The sequence below is a fragment of the Ruegeria sp. AP12 genome, from assembly GCF_056540025.1.
Window position 1 is genome coordinate 147,527 of sequence record NZ_JBQFVZ010000004.1, and the last position, 19,333, is coordinate 166,859.

General features: G+C 61.8%; 12 protein-coding genes. 2 read left to right on the forward strand and 10 right to left on the reverse strand.

Annotated features, from left to right (window positions below; all coding sequences use genetic code 11):
• The first annotated feature begins 19 nt into the window (after positions 1-19).
• Positions 20-2,227, forward strand: coding sequence for a protein kinase domain-containing protein (locus ACR0E6_RS13350; RefSeq protein ID WP_480584204.1), 2,208 nt, complete (start codon positions 20-22; stop codon positions 2,225-2,227).
• An 8-nt stretch (positions 2,228-2,235) separates the two neighbouring features.
• Positions 2,236-3,471 carry a hypothetical protein gene (locus ACR0E6_RS13355; protein ID WP_480584206.1) on the forward strand — a complete coding sequence of 412 codons (1,236 nt, stop codon included), beginning with the start codon at positions 2,236-2,238 and terminating at the stop codon, positions 3,469-3,471.
• Here the strand turns inward: ACR0E6_RS13355 and ACR0E6_RS13360 are convergent.
• The 10 genes from ACR0E6_RS13360 to ACR0E6_RS13405 form a co-directional block, all read right to left on the reverse strand.
• Positions 3,468-4,190: a PP2C family protein-serine/threonine phosphatase gene (locus ACR0E6_RS13360; protein WP_480584208.1), complete on the reverse strand. Its 723-nt coding sequence runs from the start codon at positions 4,188-4,190 to the stop codon at positions 3,468-3,470. The two genes, ACR0E6_RS13355 and ACR0E6_RS13360, sit on opposite strands and share 4 nt — an antisense overlap.
• Positions 4,187-4,873, reverse strand: coding sequence for a type VI secretion system-associated protein TagF (gene tagF / locus ACR0E6_RS13365; RefSeq protein WP_480584210.1), 687 nt, complete (start codon positions 4,871-4,873; stop codon positions 4,187-4,189). The genes ACR0E6_RS13360 and tagF overlap by 4 nt, the downstream gene beginning before the upstream one ends.
• Positions 4,873-8,445, reverse strand: coding sequence for a type VI secretion system membrane subunit TssM (tssM, locus tag ACR0E6_RS13370; RefSeq protein WP_480584211.1), 3,573 nt, complete (start codon positions 8,443-8,445; stop codon positions 4,873-4,875). The genes tagF and tssM overlap by 1 nt, the downstream gene beginning before the upstream one ends.
• On the reverse strand, positions 8,445-9,890 hold the full coding sequence (gene icmH, locus ACR0E6_RS13375; RefSeq protein WP_480584213.1) for a type IVB secretion system protein IcmH/DotU: 1,446 nt from the start codon (positions 9,888-9,890) through the stop codon (positions 8,445-8,447). The genes tssM and icmH overlap by 1 nt, the downstream gene beginning before the upstream one ends.
• Before the next feature lie 98 nt (positions 9,891-9,988).
• Entirely contained in the window at positions 9,989-11,329 is a 1,341-nt protein-coding gene (tssK, locus tag ACR0E6_RS13380) for a type VI secretion system baseplate subunit TssK (RefSeq protein WP_170630620.1), read from the reverse strand.
• Between the two features lie 39 nt (positions 11,330-11,368).
• Positions 11,369-12,835 (reverse strand): type VI secretion system-associated FHA domain protein TagH, encoded by a 1,467-nt coding sequence (gene tagH / locus ACR0E6_RS13385; RefSeq protein ID WP_480584216.1) that lies wholly within the window; start codon positions 12,833-12,835, stop codon positions 11,369-11,371.
• A 10-nt stretch (positions 12,836-12,845) separates the two neighbouring features.
• Positions 12,846-13,154, reverse strand: a complete 309-nt coding sequence (locus tag ACR0E6_RS13390) for a PAAR domain-containing protein (RefSeq protein WP_170622533.1) — start codon at positions 13,152-13,154, stop codon at positions 12,846-12,848.
• Between the two features lie 2 nt (positions 13,155-13,156).
• A complete protein-coding gene (locus ACR0E6_RS13395; RefSeq protein ID WP_480584218.1) occupies positions 13,157-13,768 on the reverse strand; it encodes a DUF6931 family protein in 612 nt (203 codons plus the stop codon).
• 12 nt (positions 13,769-13,780) lie between these two features.
• Entirely contained in the window at positions 13,781-15,913 is a 2,133-nt protein-coding gene (locus ACR0E6_RS13400) for a type VI secretion system Vgr family protein (protein WP_480584220.1), read from the reverse strand.
• Positions 15,914-15,947: 34 nt separating this feature from the next.
• Entirely contained in the window at positions 15,948-18,653 is a 2,706-nt protein-coding gene (locus tag ACR0E6_RS13405; RefSeq protein WP_480584492.1) for a type VI secretion system contractile sheath domain-containing protein, read from the reverse strand.
• Positions 18,654-19,333 lie beyond the last annotated feature (680 nt).

The window sequence follows — 19,333 nt, forward strand, 5'->3', positions numbered from 1 at the left end:
TAACAAGACTGAGGGCAGTATGACTGAATCCCGCGCAGGCGACCTGTTTCAGCCGGGCGATCTGGTGAACAATACCTATCGGATCGAAGCCATCCTTGGGCGGGGCGGTACTTCTGACGTCTATCGGGCCCGCTCGGAAATTTCCGGGCGGCTTGCCGCGCTGAAGGTGCTGAAGGCCGAGTTTTCCAGCAATGACGACTATCTTGTCCTTCTGACGCGCGAGGAAGAGATCCGCGACATCCGCCACGATGCGGTTGTCCGCTATTCCGAAAACAACCGCACCGCCGATGGCCATGTCTATCTGGTGATGGATTATGTCGATGGGCCGGGTCTGGACCAGAAGCTTCGCGAAGCTCCGATGCCCGCCGGTGACGTTCTGACCGTGTGCAAACGCGTGTGCGAAGGGCTGGAGGCCGCCCATGCCCGCAATATCGTCCACCGCGACCTGAGCCCCGACAACATCATCCTGCGCGACGGCGACCCGGCGCAGGCGGTGATCATCGATTTCGGCATCGCCAAAGACACCAATCCCGGTGCTGAAACCATCGTCGGTGGCGAGTTCGCCGGGAAATACGCCTATGCCGCGCCCGAACAACTGTCGGGCAAGACCGACCAGCGCACCGACATCTATTCACTGGGCGCGCTGCTGCTGGCCAATTTCCGCGGCCAGAAGGCCGATGCGGGTCGCAACCTGCTGGAAGTGGTCGAAAACAAGAAAGAGCCTTTGGATACCGAAGGCGTGCCCGAGCCGTTGAAATCGATCCTCGACAAGATGACGGCTCCGAACCCGGATGATCGGTACCAAACAGCCGGAGAAGTGTTGCGCGCCCTGGCCACGGCCCGCAATGGCGCGCCCGCACCGGCAACGGATGATCTGGACGATGCCACGGTGATCAAACCGCGCGGCGAGGCGGTCGCGCCGACCCCCGCCCCAAAACCAGCCCCCGCCTCCACCCCAAAGGCCGAGGTTGCAACTCCGAAACCGGTACAGGTGGACGAACCGACAAAATCTCGCGGCTGGCTGGTCGCGGTGTTTGGCGTGCTTGCCGTCGCAGGCGTCGGCGCAGGCGGGTATTTCGGCGGGGTCTTCGACGGGCTGACCGGGCCGCAATATCCCGTTGCCGCGCCCTATACTCTGGTCGCCGACAAGCGCGACGGCCTGCCGCCGCGCGCCGTGGGCTTTGTGCCATCGGAAACCGTGCGCGACGCGATGACCGGCGAGATCACCGGCGAAGGGGGCGAGGTTGATCTGACGCTGGCCTCGGGCGACATCTCGGACAGCTGGGGCACCGCCGTCGTCGATGTGATCGACGCCGCCATGCCGCTGGACGAATGGCGGCTGGTGGTCGAGGGCAATCAGGCCCGCCTGACCGGACAAACCACCGATCAGGCACTGCATGCGCAGTTGGAACAACTTTACTCGGCCGGTCTGCCTGCCGGGTTGCAGGGGTCGGCCGAAATCGAACTGGAATCCCTGTTCCTGTCCCCCGAGGAGGTCCGCCCGATCCTGTCAGGCATGGCCGATTGTGGCGCCCTGACGCTGGTCGACGTGCCAACCGCCGGATATGGCCCGGAAACTCCTATCGAAGTCAGCGGCACCCTGGCCTCGCGCGACAGTCTAGTGGGTCTGGACACCGCCCTGACCGCGCTGGCCGGGCCGCGCCCCATCGATCTGGATCAGGTGGCGCTGCTGAACCCGAGCCTGTGTCTGATCGAGAACTTCCTGCCCTCGGCTCCGACCAGCGATATCTCGATCGCCTTCTTCAACGGCGAACAAAACAACGCCCCCAATCCGACCGGCGATTTCATCGTTGGCCAGAACCCGGTGATCGACGTGGACCTTCCGGATGATGTTCAGGACGGCTATCTGTCGGTGTCGGTGCTGGATGTTTCGGGCAATGTGTTCCACCTGCTGCCCAACGTCATCCGCCCGGACAATTCCATTGCCGCGCTGCGCGACGGGGATACCGGGCCGATGTCCGTACGGGTGGCCTATTCCATCCCCGAAAGCCAGGACAATGGCGGCATTGCCTTTCAGGTCGATGACAGCGCCTTGGGTAAAAGCAAGGTGATCGTGCTGCACACCGATAATCAGCTGTTCAACACGATGCGCCCAACCACCGAGTCCGCTGCCGGTTACGCCGAGGCGCTGCGCGAACAGGACCGCAATGTCGAGACGCAGATCCTGTCGCTGGACAGCCGCATCCTGACGACCTTGGAGCAGTAGGCCGCGTCATGCCCTGTTTCTGCAAATCCAATGCCGCGACGCTGCCCGGTCTGAACGCAACGGCCAACCTGTCGGTACAGGCGGTGCCGCCGCAGATGATGAAACTGCTATCGCTGCTGGGCCTGCAGGGCACAGCCAGCGGACAGGCGCGCGCGGACCTCAAGCTGAACGCCATGTTGCCCGCGATGACGCCGGACATATACCTCAAGGCGACGATGAACGCGAAGGCGCCCAACATCGCCCTGCCCGCGATCCTTCCGCCCGGTGGCGGTGGAGCGATTTCGCTGATGATGAAACTGGCGGCGACCGGTTTCCCCTTGGCGGACCCGCGCGCCTTGCTGGCCGAAATCCAGCAAGCAGTGCTGAGCCTTGCCGCAAATGTCATGCCACAGGCACAGGCCATGCCTAAGATCCCCGGCCCGCAAATGCAGAACATCACGCTGGCCGCCAAGATGACCTTGGCCCTGCGGGCACAAGGTATCTGCCCTATGGCGCTGGCCGGGCTTGATTATTCCTTTGAATCGGAAATGGAACTGGGCGAGGCCGGAAGCTCTCGGGGGACCTGCTCGGCGGCGCTGAACTTTGCCGCCTCGCTGCCCCGGATCACGCTGCCGCCCTTTGCGCTGCCGCTGCCCAAGCTCAATCTGGCCAAGGAACTGGCGCTGCTGGCCCCGGCGGCAACCGCGCCGGGCGATCTGGGCCTGCCTGCCTTCTCGGACCCGAACCTGATGAAGGCGCTGATGGGCCAGTTGGCCGCCCTGTCCACGGTGCCAATCCCCAACCTGCCGATCTCGCTGGACGAATTGCAGGCGCTGGCGGATCAATTGTCGGATCTGGCCACGATCCAAGAGGCATTCGGCCCCGACGCCCTGACGCCTGCCGGCGTGGCCCGGATCAATGCGATGCTCAGCTATGTGGCCCGGTTGAATATTCCCGTACCGCTGGATTCTCAGGCGCTGCAAATGCAACTGGACGCCCTGCCCAAGATCGACGACATCACCCAAGGCGCACAGGCCGCACAAGGCGGCGCGGTGAACATGGCCATGTCCATGAGCGTTCAGGCCCCGCCCATGCCTGTGCTTCCAACCCTGCAATCCCTTGCGAAAATGGCAAAATCCCTGCCCGGCCTGCCGCTGGGGCCATGCAACGCCTGCAATTTCGACATTGGCGCGATCAAAGACAGCATCGCGGGGATGCAACTGCCCTCTCCGCCGCCGATCCCGGCGCTTCCATCCGTGTTTTAGAGAATATCCACCACCACAACGGTGATATTGTCGGCCCCGCCACCATCCAGGGCCACCTGCACAAGCTGGTCCGAGACTGTCTCGATCGGCATTTCCGACAGGGCTTTTTGTAGCATCGCAAATGTCGCGTATTTGCTGAGCCCGTCCGAGCAGATCAGGAATCGGTCGCCCGGCTGTACCTCGCCCCGGACCTTGTCCAGCTCCAGCTCCTCACCGACGCCCACCGCGCGGGTGATGGCGTTGGATTGCGGGTGTTGCTCGGCCTCATCCCAGGTCATCTGCCCGCCCAGAACCAGCTCGGCCACGACGGAATGATCCGAACTGAGCATCTGGATCTCGCCCCCGCGCAGCAGGTAAATCCGGCTGTCACCGGCCCAAAGCCCGACGAAATGCCCATTGGCCAGCATCAGACAGGCCACCGTGGTTCCAATAGTGCCGCCACCGCGCGCCGCCGCTTCCTGCCGGATCACCGCATGGGCGCGGGTCAGCGCATCGCGCAAAGCGCCCAGCCGATCCGACGGGGCCAGCCCGGGTTGGATCGAGGCCACCATGTCGGCCACCAGACGGCTGGCATAGTCACCGGCCTCGTGCCCGCCCATGCCATCGGCCACCAGCCAAAGGCTTTCCTCGGGCAGGGCCAGCACTGAATCTTCGTTGACTTTGCGCTTGTGACCGACATGGCTGCGTGCACTGTACCGAACGCGGTGACTTGAATTCATATTGGTCTTGCCTCGGTCCACAATGCGGCGTGAAGGTTGAACAAGCCTTGCATGTTTGCCCCAGCCGGTAAACCTTCGCAGACCATCATCCGCGGGACGCCACCAATTTCCGTGCTCCAAATGCTGGGAGTGCGATATCTTTGCGACATCAACCCGGCGGCCAGATCGGGCAGCACGCTGTCTGCGGCCTCGCCCCGTGTCAGAACCATCGTGCTTTCATAACCGCGGATCGGGGCGGTTGGTTGCTGCACCGGCACTGTCAGTTCGGCCAGGCTGGCAGCCAGCTTGTCGCGGGTCATATCATCTTCAAGCGCGGCCAAAGCGATGTCTTCCAACTGCCGAAAGGTCTGATCCGTGCGGAAATGGGTCAGGATCGCCGACCCCTCGTTCGAGACCGGGGCCACCAGCGTCAGCGGAAACCGCCGCCCGACACGATCCACCGAGGGCATCAGCACACCCAGCATCTTCTGCGGCCCGCTCAAGCCCGGCGACAGGCAAAACCGCCAGATCGGCGCGGACATGTAGTGCGCGTCCCACGCATCGCCCATCACCTGCGAAACCGCCAGCATGCCGCGTTGAATCCACTCGTCCCATGGCTGCACAAAGGCGGGTGAGACCCCAAGCCGGAAGAAATCCCCGACCGAGGGCATCTTGCCAAATGCGCCGAACCCGTCCTCTGGCATCAGAACGACTTTGGACAGCTGAAGTTCTGCAACGCCGGCAGCGCAAACGGGTTGATCACCGAGCCCGATTGCAGCTGAAAGATCGCGATCCGGCCACCGACGTTAAAGATCACCTTCTTGCGGTCCGACACATTGGTGCGCCGCACCTCGGCTGCGTCCAGCAACCTAAACCACGCCCATGGGCCGTCCTTGGACAACACGCTTTCGATATTGCGCTTTTCCGGCTCGAAGCTGACGCGCGCCAGCCCGACCGACCCCGGCCATGTCACCGCCAGGGGCGAGGGCAGCCCGCCGCGATGGCGGAATTCCAGCGACTGGCCATCAATCTCAAGTTTGACGCCCTTGGCCTTGGGATCCAGCGCCTCGGGCATGATCTGGAACTGAATCTGCGGCTGCGGACCACCGGCAAAGAACGCCTCTTTGATCTCGGCGGCGTTCTGGAACTGGGTCAGAACGGCCTGACTGATCCCCAGATCGGCCTCGTTCACACCCGATTTCCACGACCATGGCCGCGTGCGCATATCCACATGCTTGGCCAGATTCTCGTTGAAGAAGTTGTCGATCAGACCTTGCGGGCCAAACAGCTTGCCAAAATCGCCCATCGCCACATCCGCACCGGACCGGCGATTGAACGGATAGCGATCCGTCACCACCTGCTCGCAGAACGGCAGAACCGAGGCCTGCCAGCGCGCGTTGATCGACGACCGTGTGCTGTCCGAGGTGATCCCCGAGGACCCGTCGATGATCTGCACCGCCCAGCGTTCCATCGGGCCGGGAATGCGCGCGGCCTCTTGCTGGAACTGCTGCAAGGCTTGACCGGTCTGACCGTCCGAGACGCCGCTGAACGACATCTTGTTCAACTCCTGATACACACCCGTCAACGACCCCATCAGCAGATCAAGCTGCGAGGGCTGGCCCTCTTGCTGATCCACCAGATCATGCAGCCAGCTAAAGCGATCCTCGACATATTGACCGGGGGCCGCCACAGGCTCGGTCACGCTCGCACCGCTGGTTTTGGCCAGCGCCTCCAGCAGAATCTGCGTCTGGACCGAGGTAGCCGATTGCAGCTCCAGGCTGGCGGCGTCCGACAGCCCCTCGCTCAGCGCATCCGTGTCACCCAGAACCGAGCGGGTCTCGGTCAGCTTGGTCTCGTCCGAGATCGAATTCAGCACATTCACAATCGGCGAGGTGGGGCCGGACAGAACATTGGTCACTTCGACCGCGTGGCTCAGGCTTTCCATGGGCACGATATCGATATCGCCCAGCATCGCGTCATAGCGCGCGATATAGTCGTTGTAATACAGGTCAAGCACGTCCCGGCTGAGCGCGGCCAGCGCCTGTTCGGTCTGTTCCGCCTCGCCGCGCGGACCCAGAACCCAGCTTTCCTTTTGCACTCGTTTGGCAACACCAACGGCCTCGCCCACGAAGACGTTGTTGAACCCGTTATAGGTAAAGATGCCTTCAATACCGTCATTCAGCGGCTTGCCAGAGGAGCGCACCAGAACCCGGCCCACGGCAGGGCCGCCAACCTCGGTAATCCGCCATTCGGGCAGCGCGGTGGCGGCGGGGCTGGAGATGATGCCGTTATAAACCCGCTGCGCCAGCGGCAATTCGGACAGGATGCCTTGAATCTGCTCGACCATCGGGCCGTTCAGCGCGACCTCGCGCATCGGCTGGCTCAGCAACGCGTCCAGATGATCATTCAGATCGGCCCGGAACTCTTCCCGCGCCGGACCGGGGAACGAGACCGTCCAGTCGATATTCATCCATTCCTTGACCAGATCCTGATTCATCGGTCCCTGCAGGCCCAACATCAGATAGACCTTGAGCGCCTCATACAGCACATCCGCGTTGTTGATATTAGCGCTCATCTGCTCTTCCAGACGCAGCAGCAGACGCGGCAGGAAGCGCTGGTTTAATGCCGCGCGATAGGTCTGCGCCGCCTGAGTGCCGATGACATCGCCCTGATACAGACCATAGGTCAGGCGCGTTTCGGGGTCCGGGTCGGACAGGGTCGGGTTGGCCGGCAGATCGCGCAGCGTGTTCAGCGCCTGCACCACTGGCACCAGATCGGTATCGCCTACCGGGCTAGGCGGCAGGGTCGCGGCGGCGGCCTGATAGGCGGACACGCCCTCCTGCGCCTCGGCAATCAAATCAGAATTGCCCATGAAGCTGCGCACCAGCAACGCTCCAACGGTCACGGCGGCCACAACCGTTGCCGCCATCGAGGCCCATTTGGTGATCTTGTAGCGCCGCTCGACCTTGTCATCGGCGCTGACCAGACCGGCCTCGCGGAAAATCACCTGATCGAACAGACGGGTCAGGAAATAGGACCGGCCCGAGCCCTGCCCGGACCCGATGGCCTGACGCCCGATTCCGAAGGTGCGCGCCATGCCCAGCATCAGCCGGTCAATCGGCGTGCCTTCCTGCGTGCCAGAGGTGAAGTAGACCCCGCGCAGCATATGGCGGTGCTGATAACGGCTGTCCTGGAACACTTCGGTCAGGAACTCATGCGCCACCTTGCGGACCGAGGCGACCTGCATTGGGAAGCCCGCAATCAGCGCGCGGCGCTGTGGGTCGGTTTCCGTCTGCATCCGCTCCAGCGATTGCGCGTTCAGGCGGCCCAGAAGCTGGGCAAACTCGTCATCGAATGCCGCGACCGGAGATTGCTCGGATTTCGACTTGTCCAGCGGCAAGGTAAAGCCCCAGACCTGCTCGCGGTCTTCCTTACCCAGATTGTCGTGGAACTCGGCAAAGCCTGCGATCAGGTCGGCCTTGGTGAACAGGATGTAGACCGGGAAACGCACACCCAGCTTTTCGCGCAACTCCTCAAGGCGGCGGCGCACGGCTTTGGCGTGTTCTTTCTGCGTGATCTCGTCCTGCAAAGACAGATCGGACAGGGAAATCGCAATCATCGCGCCGTTTATGGGCTGGCGTTTGCGGTACTTTTTCAGCAGATTCAGGAACCCGATCCAGGCGGCATTGTCGACCTCGGCATCGCTTTCCTGCGTGGTATAACGCCCGGCGGTGTCGATCAGCACCGCGTTTTCCGTGAACCACCAATCGCAATTACGCGTGCCACCGACCCCGCCAACGGCGGTCTTGCCCAGCTCATCGGCCAGCGGGAAGTTCAGGCCCGAGTTCACGATGGCCGTGGTCTTGCCCGCACCCGGCGGGCCGATCATCACGTACCACGGCAACTCGTTCAGATGCCGCCGCCCGTTCTTGGACTTGCGCAGCGCCGCCATCGCGGTTTTCAGCTTACCGCGCAGCTCGGCAATCTCGCTGTCGATCATGTCGCCGCCATCGGCGACGGATTCCGTGATCTCTTCGGTCAGCTTCTTTTCACGCCTGCGCCGGATAAAGAATATGGTCAGCCCGATGATCAGGAAGATCAGATAGATGACGCCACACCAGATCAGGCGCGTGCCCGTACCGTCAAGTGGGCGCCACTCGTCGGACCCGATCAGCGGGCCAAAATAGAACAGGCTGAATGACAGCACCGTGGCCGTGAAGAACAGCACGGTGTAGATCGACAAGAACACGTATCTCAGAATTCGGCGGAAATACATCAGTTCTCCTCCTGAACCAGCAGGACTTCGATCCGGCGGTTGGTCGCGCGGCCTTCACGGGTTGAGTTATCGGCGATGGGCTCGCTATCGGCCCGGCCTTCGGCGCTCAGGCGGTCCGGGTCGCCCATCTCACCCGCCATCTGGTTCATCACCGATTTCGCCCGCGCCAGCGACAGCGCAAGGTTCGACGGGAACCGGGACGAGCGGATCGGCACATTGTCCGAATGCCCCGCCACAATGACCGAGCCGGGTTCTTCATTCAGGGCCACAGCCACCCGACGCACCGGTTCGCGGAACTTGTCCTGCAAATGGTCCGAGCCCGAGCCGAACATGCCCGAGCCTTTGATGCGGATGATCAGCGTGTTGCCCTTTTCAAAAACCTCGACCAGCCCTTCGTCGATCTCGGGCTGCAGGAAGGCCACCACCTTCTCGACCTGCGGCTGCGCCTGCGGGGGTGGAGGCGGCGGAGGCGGTGCGCGGCGCTGCAACTCGGCCACCGGACCTGCATCGATCACCGACATCTGACCCACCAGGTTTTCGGTCTTGTTGGACAGCAGGAAGGACAGCCCGCCAAACTCAATCATCAGCAGCAAGGCGGTGACGCCTACGGCGATCCAGACCGGCTTCCACATGCTGAGCGCGCGATAGGGTTTGTCGACCCCTTCCCAATGCGGGGACAGGTCGCGTTCAATCGCACCGCGCTGGCCGCGGATGATCCGGGCCAGACCCTGCCGGATTTGCAGATGCTTGTCCGAGCCACCCTGTTCGACGCGCAAACGCCCCTCGAACCCCAGCGAGAGGCACATATAGACGAATTCCAGCAACTCGATATTGTTGGCCGGGTCCTGTTCCAGACGCGCCAGAAGGTCATAGAAGCGGTCGCCGCCCACGGTTTCGCGGTGGAACGTACCGACCAGAGACTGCGTGGCCCAACTGGATTGCCCGCCCCATGGCGTGTTGAGAACCACATCGTCCAGCGTCGCGCATAGCGCATAGCGCGCCACCTTGACGGTTTGCGCCGCAATACCCGCCTGCAAGGCGGCGTTTTCGAATGCGCGCACCTCGGCCACGACGCTTTGGCGCAGCTTGTCCGGGTCCATATGCTGGGCGCGATTGCGGATGCGGCTGATCAGCGAAAACAGCGGCGCGGCGCAGGCGTTCAGCCGGTTCATGCCAGTGGTCGCCACCTCTTCCCCGCCGCCCGGCGCGGGCCGCGATTGCTGCGGTTGTGCCGTGGGCACGCCATACCCTGCGCCAGCCGGCGCAGCAGGTTCCGGCGCAAGCGAGGGTTGCGGGATCTGCATCGGGTCCGGATATCCGGCTGGTTGCTGAGGCGCAGCAGGCTGTTGCGGCGCACCGCCCGCCTGACGCCGCCCGCCCGGATTGGGTCGGATCACCGTCTTGTCGGTATCGTCCGGTTCGGCAAAAGGATCTTTGTCGGACATCGTTTGACCTGTTTCCTCAAGGCTCCCACGTCACAAGTGTGACCCACTTGGGAAGCCCTATCAAATTGTTTCGGCGCAGCCAGTGATCGCGTTCACTCTTACTGGTTGCGGATCGCCCAAAGCTCCATCTGCAGCCCCGGATACTGACCCGAGACATGCACTGCGATCCCGCCCGAGGTTGTCATCTTGCCCCAATAGGGGCTGGCTGCATCCAGCTCGAAATAGACGACGCCGGAATGATAGGGGATCTGGCGCGGCGCAACGGGCAGCGGGCGCAGCGTGATCCCCGGCAGGGCCGAGTTCACAAGCTGGCGGATTTCCTCGACCGGGCCGGTTTTGGCCTGACCTGCGAAATGCCGCCGCACGTCTTCGGCGGGGATGTCGGCATTGACCGCCAGCACGAAGCCCGCATTGCCGATCAGCTTGCGGTCGGCAATGACACCAACACTGATACCGTATTTTCGTGGCTCCAGTGGGATCGAAATCGCCGTCTGCTCGAGAACCGAGCTGAGGTATTGGCGCAGGGTGCGGATCACCGGTGCGAAGGACTCGGTCAGGTTGTCATGCTGATAGGCCGGGAACTGCACGGCCTCTTTCTCGGTGCTCATGAAGGTGGCCAGTTCCCCGGCCAGCGAGGCACAGACGCGATAGGCGTGTTCGGGATGCACATTCTCGATATTGGCGAAATGGCGCACCAGCGGCAGGTTGCGGTTGATGGTCATCAGCAGCAGGAAGTCCGAAATCTCGGCGGCACCCTTCGCGGGTCCACCTTCGGACAATCGCCCGGCCAGCGCCTGCATCCGGTGCGACAGCATCCCTTCCAATTCGTTCATGAACCCGGCCAGCGCGGGTGCTGCGCGCACATCCAGAACGGAGGGGATAAAGCCGCGATCCAGAATGATTTCCTTATCGGGGCGCACCTCGATAATCTTGGCAATTGGAATGGCCAGCTTGTCGGCCAGATCATCCACCGCCAACGCAAATTGCAGGCGCAGCTTGCCGATGCCCAGCGTCACCGGCTTTTTCTGCTGGCTCATCACGTCAGTGATTTCCTGTTCCGCCGGGCGCAACCGGCTGACCGATTGTTCGGCCCCGCTCAGATCAACTTCAGACGCACCCTGCCGCCGCTGCGGCACCGTCAAGTAGACCACGCAATCCTTGATCGTTTCGGGCACTTCCAGCGCGGGCGGGTGGTCTTCGGCTTGTGGCACGCGAAACACCTGCCCGTCCGGGGTAAGCCCCGAGCAGGATTTCAGTGCAAACTGCCCAACCTTCAGAACCTCGTCATCGATCTCCAGCGCGCTGACACCCCAGGCATAGGGCGTGACGCGCCGCGCAAGGCCAGCCACCAGCGCCTCGGTATACCGATCCGCCTGCTGGAAGTGATGGGGTTGCAGAAACAACCCTTCGGTCCAAAGCACCTTGCTGTCCCAGGACAATGGCTGCCCTCCCTTGTTCTTGCCGCCCTGATCGGGGCGTTATTTCAGCTTTTCCAGCTGTTCTTTATATGCGCGCGCGAATTCCCGGCTAAAGAGATCATGAAAATCGTTCTCTGCCTGATCCGAGATTTCAGCATACATCTTTTCATATACTTCCCAGTACTGGGCCTTTTTACCCTTGAAAAGTGACCCAAGTTTGCCCGAGCCTTCGATTTTTCCCGCCAGCACCTCGGGGTCCAGCCGGGCCAGCACGCCTTTCAGCGCGGCTTCCATGCCGGTGACCATCGCAACCTCATGCGCCTTGATGTCGTTCAGTGCCTGTTCGGTGGCCTCTTCAGCGGCCAGATAGCCTTTGACGCGCGGTTTGACCAAGGCCTCGATGGCCTGTTCCGGGCTGATCGAGAATTTCAGCGGGTTGTTCCCGCCCGCGCTGATCATGGTTTGATCGATGCGGAATTCCGACTTGATCGAAGTGCGGGTCATCAGAATTTCCCGCAGCCCCGTGATCATCGCGCGCAACACGCGGCCCATGCGGCCCATCGTGGCAGGCAGATCGGCATCGTCGATGCGCAGGTCGTCCACCTCAAGCGCCTCTAACAGCGCCCGCGCGGCGGCCTGATCACCTCCGGCCACAGGCGCAGGTGTTTCAGGCTTTGGCGGTTCCGGCGCAGGCGCGGCGGGGGTGGGTGGTGCAATATCAGCCTGACCGCCGGGCGTCGGTTTCGCGGGTGGCGGAGGCGCGGGTTCCGGCGGAGGGGCCGCAGGTTGCGGCGGCTCGGGCGCGGCAAACGGGTCCGACGGTGCGCCGCCCGAGGGTGACAACAGATCGTCATCATCCCAGTCATCGGGGATCAGGTTTGCCCCGCCTCCGGATTGCGGTGCCGAAAACGCATCGCTGGCCGAGGGGTTATGCATCGGATCGCTTGCGCCCATATCCGCGTGTACGTCCTTGGGCTTGGCAAAGAACGGGTCATCATCGTCCAACGGCGGCAACAGCTCGTCCATCGGGTCGGGCGTTGCAATCTGCCCCGGCCCCTTGGCATCGCCGCCCAGCAGGTCATCCAGAAAATCCCCGCCCGGCCCTGCATCGTCCAGCAAGGCCAGCGGATCGGGGGCATTCTGGGACTGGCCCGGGGACACCCCGGCCTGTTGCATCGGCTGCGGGATCATCTCCTCGAACGTGGGCAGATCGGCCCCTATCTCGACCACCATCTCATACCCGCCTGCGGTCAGCACATCGCCGTTGTTCAGCGGCGTCGGCGTGCGGCCCAAGGGGATTTTCGAGTAGTTCAGGAACGTACCGTTGGTCGACAGATCGACGATCACCACATTGCCATTGTGATCCTCGATCACGAAATGGCTTTTGCTCAGCGTGCGTTCGGGGTCTGGCAGTACCAGATCATTGGCCGGGCCACGCCCGACGGTCAAAGAGCCCCCCTGCATCGACACCGGGCGTCCGTCGCCCGGCACAACGCCGGTGGATTGGAATTTCAACGTGACCGTCATGCGTTTGTCTTCATCCTCCGACCAGTACGGTAGGGCAGCACGGCGGTATGATAAGACCGCCACAGGCGCAATTATCTGTAACCCGCGCCGCAGGAAGCTTGCTGATCAGCACAGTTGCAGACCCTTTGACAATCGGATGCGGGAAAGCGGGCGTGGCCAGATCCGACATACGCGCCGCAGGCAGTTTGGACACCAGAACTGTAGGGCAGCAGGGTGGCATGATCGGCATCGGAACCGGCGCAGGAGGCGGCGGCGCTGGCGGCGGGGCCGGCAGCGTGCACAAATGCATGTCAGTGACGCGGGCTTGTGGAAATCCCATGTCTACTCCTTCGTCTCCAGACCGCCTTCCGTGCGGTCCAGCTTACCATTCCCACCCCGAGCAATATCGACGCCGCGATCAATCAGCAACTGCACATAGGCATCAAAGTCATCTTCGTGCATATCCATTGCAACAACATTCATCGCAAATGCCATAATCTCGGCCGCGCCGGGCGGCGCTGGCATGGTTGCCAGATCCCCGGTGCCCAGCGTTCCGTCCGAGTATAACACGCCCATCGCGCAATTGATGGTCTCGTCATCGGGTTCGGCCAGATCGATCGTCTCTTCGGCCTTTTCGCGGTTCTCGGGCGTCGGGCGGAACACCCATTCCTCGGATGCCGCCAGCGCAGGCGTATTGTTGTCCGGCGCTTCGCCGATATAGTCGCGCGCGGCCAGACAGGACCACCAGACCCGTTCCCGCGCAGGCAAGGCAACGCCCAGCAGGCGCAACATGTCGACCACCGCGCCTTTTTCCTCTAGCTCGGTCAACACCACGTCCAACGGCGCGCTGGCGGGCGCGTCCAGCTTGGTGGCCAGCCGCGCATGGGCGTCCGCCAGCATCCGCGCAGCAGGGACCTGAGGCACCTTGGCCATTCCGGCAAATCTATCGCTCATCACTCGGCCCCCTTAGTTGATCATCGTCAGGCCGCCCTTGAGGGTCAGCATGGCATCGCCATTTACCGTGGTCATCGGGCTTTTCGCATCAAGCTTGGCATTGGCCTGAACCTTGATCATCGTGCTTTTGATCGTGATGCTTGTCGGGTCCAGTTTGATCGATGAGCCACCAACCTTCAATTCGATCGACTTCATGGCGGTCATGGTGATCTTGCCCATTTTGGCATCGACCTTGATGTCCCCCATCTTAACCGTCGTGGATTTGTCGCCCTGACTGACCTCGGTCGTCAGGTTGCCTTGCTTGATCGTCTCGGCATGGTTGCCGGTCACGGTGCGGGTGGACTTCCCTTCGATGGTTTCGGTCTGGTCGGTCTTGATGCTGACCTTCTGGCTGCCGGTCTCGATGGTGAAGGTGTGATCGCCTTCCTTGATCGTCTCGTCCACGTTTTTCTTGACCACCTGGCTCAGACAGCCATCACCGCCATTGCCGCCCTCATCCAGCTTGTCATAGCCGACCGTGATGGTGGACTTGTTCTTGACAAGTTTCTCGTGATCCCTCTGCGCCTGAAAGCGCACGAGTTCCTCGCCCTTCTTGTCCTCGAACATCAGCTCATTGAACATCTCGGCGCTACCGCCTTTCGAAGACCGCGTCTTGATGCCCGACTGGGTTTGATTGGCGGGCAGAGCGTAAGGCGGCATCGTATCGGCGTTATACAGCATACCGGTGCAGATCGGCCGATCCGGGTCGCCTTCTTCAAACTGAATCACAACCTCCTGCCCGATCCGGGGAATGCTGACCATGCCCCAGTTCTTGCCGGACCACGGGGTCACAACGCGGACCCAGCAGGTAGTGTTTTCATCCTTCTTGCCTTCGCGGTCCCAATGGAACTGCACCTTGATGCGGCCATGCTTGTCGGTCCAGATTTCCTCACCGCTTTTGCCGGTGACAATCGCCGTGTGCAGACCCGAGATCTCGGGCCACGGCGTCGTCAGGGCCGAGCGATACTTGACCGATTTCGGCTGCGCGTCGAACTCGACCATGAACATCTCGCCGCTGTCGTCGGGGAATTCCAGCGCACCGGTGTCCAGATCCTTTTCGTTCTTTTCGAACCCGTAACCTTCGGTCGTCTGCAGGTAATAGGTTGCGCCCGTGATCAGGTAATCATCGTTCTGATCCTTGTCAGGATGCTCCTTCAGCGTAAACGTCCGTCCGACCTCCATCGCGCGAACCGAGGCGCGGGCCCGGCGGCGGTCGAACCGGGCATCTTCAGCCTCCATCCGCACCTGAGCGCGGGTCGTGCCCAGTTTGGTTTCCTTGTAGTAATGCCCCGGCGCGTCATACAGCTCATGGCTTTTATGGTTGTGCGTGGCCTTGGTCTTGGTATTTGCCCGCACTTCCAGCTTGGCGTTGGGTGTATTGAAATCGAAATCCCGCAGCGACACGACACCCGGCACGATCTGCTGGGAACTGGCCCACTCGGACACGCAATCCGACAGGCGCTGCTTGTAATCGTCACCCGGTCGGTATTCGACTGACGAGTCCCCCTCGATCGGCTTGTGGGCCGAGACATCGTCGCACAGCACCAGCGTCTCAAGCTTGTCTTCGGCCTTTGAATAGTCGAAGTAGTAATAGATACCCTCTTCCTGCATCAGGCGCGAGATAAAGTCGAAATCCGTCTCGCGATACTGCACGCAATATTCGCGTGGCTGATACGTCGCGCTGAGGCTTTTCTTGAAGTCCGAGAACCCATATTCGCCAAAGATCTGCTCGATGATCTGCACGGCAGTCTTTTCCTGAAAGATGCGGCTGTCAGTGGTCTGATCCAGCATCCAGAACCAGGGCCGCAGTTCGACCAGCAGCTGCACGAACCCGTCCCGCAGCGCAAGGCGCTCGACCCGCACGATGGTACCGGTAAACTTGCGCTCGGCCCCTTCTGCGGCGGCCATGTGGATGGTCATGATCTTGCCCAGCAGCTTGTCCAGCGCGATGGACTTATCAGGCGAAAGCACCTCGACCTGAATATCCGTCAACTCACCCAGCTGTTCGGTCACGATGGCGCGGCGGATGACCAACTCATCCTCGTCATACGTATATGACCCGGTGATCCGAAGCGGCCATTCCTTGCTTTGCAAACTCTCAGCCATTTACCGTTCCTTCCACATCTTGTTCGCCATGCCGTCACAGATCAGCCAGCAAGGCAGCCAGTTCCGGGTCCATTTCTTCGTCGTCATCTTCATCGTCGTCGTCATCGCCAAATCCGGACAGGAAATCGTCCAAATCGCTGGACTCACCATCGCCCAGATCCAGATCAAAATCGTCGGTCCCAAGATCCAGCGCATCATCGCCGCCCAGATCCAGATCATCCGAGTCGTCGCCACCCAGATCCAGATCGAAATCATCCGCATCCGGCGTTTCTTCTGCCTCGGGCTCGGGCGGCACATCGGGCGAGGGTTCCGGCACCGGCACACCGGTCCACGGCCCCAGGATTTCCTGCCCCGCCACCGAGTTGAACGAACCCAGCCGGATCTCATCGCGACCCTTGACCGACAGCACCGGCATATAGCCGCGCTGGACCGAATGTTCGTGTTTGTCCAGCGTGATATTGCGTTCCGTGCAGGGCAGCGCCACCTGATCGCCATAGCGGTCATTGACATAGTGATAGGGCATGCCCCCAAGGCTCATGACCGAGCCCAGTTTCATCGCCTTGCCATTCTGTTTGAAGGACCGCGCCAGCAGGATCGTCACCAGAACCGCCGGGTTGGCCCAGAGCATGCCGCGCAGGCCCTCGGTCTCGGTGAATTCCTCGAAATCGAACTCGTAGATCGGTTCCGACTTGGCGCCATAGGGTCGGCGCAGCAGGAACCGGGGTGAGGCCAGACCCACATGCCCCGCCTCGGGCATAGCGCGGAATGTATCCCAGGCTTTGACCACTAGCGGGTGCCGGTCCTCTTTCTTGATGTCCAGATACGCCGGGGTAATGGCGCTGAGGAAGGGTGCATCCACATGGGCCGCGACCCGACCGATCCGGCCCAGCAGCTCGGCATGGGGCGGCGTTTCCTCGAACGTATAAAGCCCGATCATCGCCGAATATCCGCCGCGCCCGTTTTCTTCGTCCAGCGGTTCTTCGGTCAGCAAGCGCACCAGACCGGTCTTGGCCAGATCTTCTTCGGCGGCCAGATCGGCAGCGATTTCCTCGGCGGAGACATCATACAGGATCACATCCAGCGTATCGTCATCCTCGACACTGCGGGCAATCAGATCGAGGCTGCGCCATTGCGCCTCGACCGACTGGAATTCCGGGTGATGCAGCACCATCCGCATCGCCGCACTCAGCGCTTCATCCACCGCCGTCTGCATGGCGCTCACGTCCGGGCTGGGCAGCTTGCGGATATGCGGGCCAACCACCCGTTTCAGCAGATCATCCACCGGCGAGGCTTGCGCCAATTCGCCCGAGGTATCGCCGATCAGCTTCTGAAAATCGCTGAGTTTCAGGTCGGCGCGCACCGTATTGCCGCCCGAAGTCTTGCGCGGCGGCACCACCGCCTGACCGAATTCCTCACCCCAGGCAATCAACTGCTTGGCAGCATGATCTGCCGTCGCGCCGGAACTTAACTGGCTTTTCAGGCCCGACAGCCCGTCGAACAACTCGACCTTTTCATAAAGCTCATCGGGGTGCAGGTCGTCCAGCTCGTTCAGCTTGACCTCGATCCCGGCCCCGTCCTTGCCAATCGGCAGCACCAGCGTTGTGGCAAAGCTTTCGATCACATCCTCGACCGTATCGGGGTCCAGCAGGATCGGCTTGCGCGCGGCCAAGGCGTCCCCGGTTTCGATCTGCCCCCGCGCCGAACGGCCCGAGAAATCGCCGAATATGGCAATCCGGAACCGCGTACGCCTGAGACGTTCCGGGTCCGGCCGATCCGCGCTCATCCGCCCAAAGGCAAGCTGCGGTTCGCCTGATTGCTCGGCTCCTTCCGTGTCGGGCGCGGCCTCATCCGACTCCCCGCTTTCCGCATCATCGCCGCTCAGCAGATCGTCGAGGTCCAGATCCAGATCATCAGCCGTTTCGGAGTCATCCCCAGCCGGCGTGTCATCATTGAACAAATCATCCAGATCGAGGTCCAAGTCGTCCGCATCACCCTCGGTCGTGTCTTTATCATCCTCGGACGGCGTATCGTCATCGAACAAATCGTCGAGGTCCAGATCCAGATCGTCCGCGTCATCCTCGGCCGTGTCGGCGTCATCATCGGACGATGCGTCATCACTCAGCAGGTCGTCCAGATCGAGATCCAGGTCGTCGGCATCATCCTCCACCGTATCGGCATCATCATCGGACGATGCGTCATCACTCAGCAGGTCGTCCAGATCGAGGTCCAGATCGTTCGCATCATCCTCCGCCGTGTCGACGTCATCACCCGACGGAGCATCGTCACTCAGCAAGTCGTCCAGATCGAGATCCAGGTCGTCGGCATCATCCTCCGCCGTATAGGCGTCATCATCGGGCGGAGCATCGTCACTCAGCAAGTCGTCCAGATCGAGGTCCAGGTCGTCGGCATTATCCTCCGCCGTATCGGCATCATCATCGGACTGTGCATCGCCGCTCAGCAAGTCATCCAGATCGAGATCCAGGTCGTCCGCATCATCCTCCGCCGTATCGGCGTCATCACCGGACGGTGCATGGTCACTCAGCAAGTCGTCCAGATCGAGGTCCAGATCACCCTCATCACTCTCAGTCTCTTCTTCGCTCTCGGTGTCGCTGGTCAGATCGCCCAACACATCGTCGAGCGTATCACCCTCGTCGGCATCCTCTTGTGGCACGGCGTCGGAGAGATCTCCCAATATGTCATCCAACTCATCCAGCTCATCTTCGGCGTCCGCCTCAGGCATTGCCGCAAGGACGTCGTCCGCAGATGTACCTTCCTCGTCCTCAGGAGCAGCGTCGGCCAGATCGCCCAACAGATCATCCAGATCGGTGTCGTCTTCGGCCACCTCCTCTGGCGCTGCATCCGCAAGTTCACCCAGAATGTCGTCCGAACCGTCCTCTACCTCGGCAGCTTCAACCTCCGGAACGGTCGCAAGGATATCGTCGGCTGACGTATCCTCTTCGTCTTCAGGCGCGGCGTCGGCCAGATCGCCCAGCAAATCATCCAGATCGGTGTCGTCTTCCGTTTCCTCAGGCGCGGCATCCGCCAGGTCGGACAGAATACCCGAGTTGTCTTCCTCGATCGTTTCCGGCGCATCAGGGATCGAGGACAGCGCGTCTTCAAGCTCGGCACCGGCGTCGGCCTCTTCCGGGGCCGCATCCGCCAGTTCTGACAGAATATCGTCGCTTTGGTCGTCTTCCTCTGCCGCCTCCAATTCAGGCAAGGATGAAAGGGCGTCGTCCACGGATTGATCTTCGGGAGTATCCTCGGGGGCTGCGTCGGCCAGACCGGCCAGAACATCGCCGGATGAGTCCTCATCCTCGGGCAGGTCAATCTCGGGCAGGGACGACAGGGCGTCATCCGTCGCCGTGTCAGCGGCCTGCTCAGCGGGTGCGGCATCGGCGAGGTCAGCAAGAACATCCG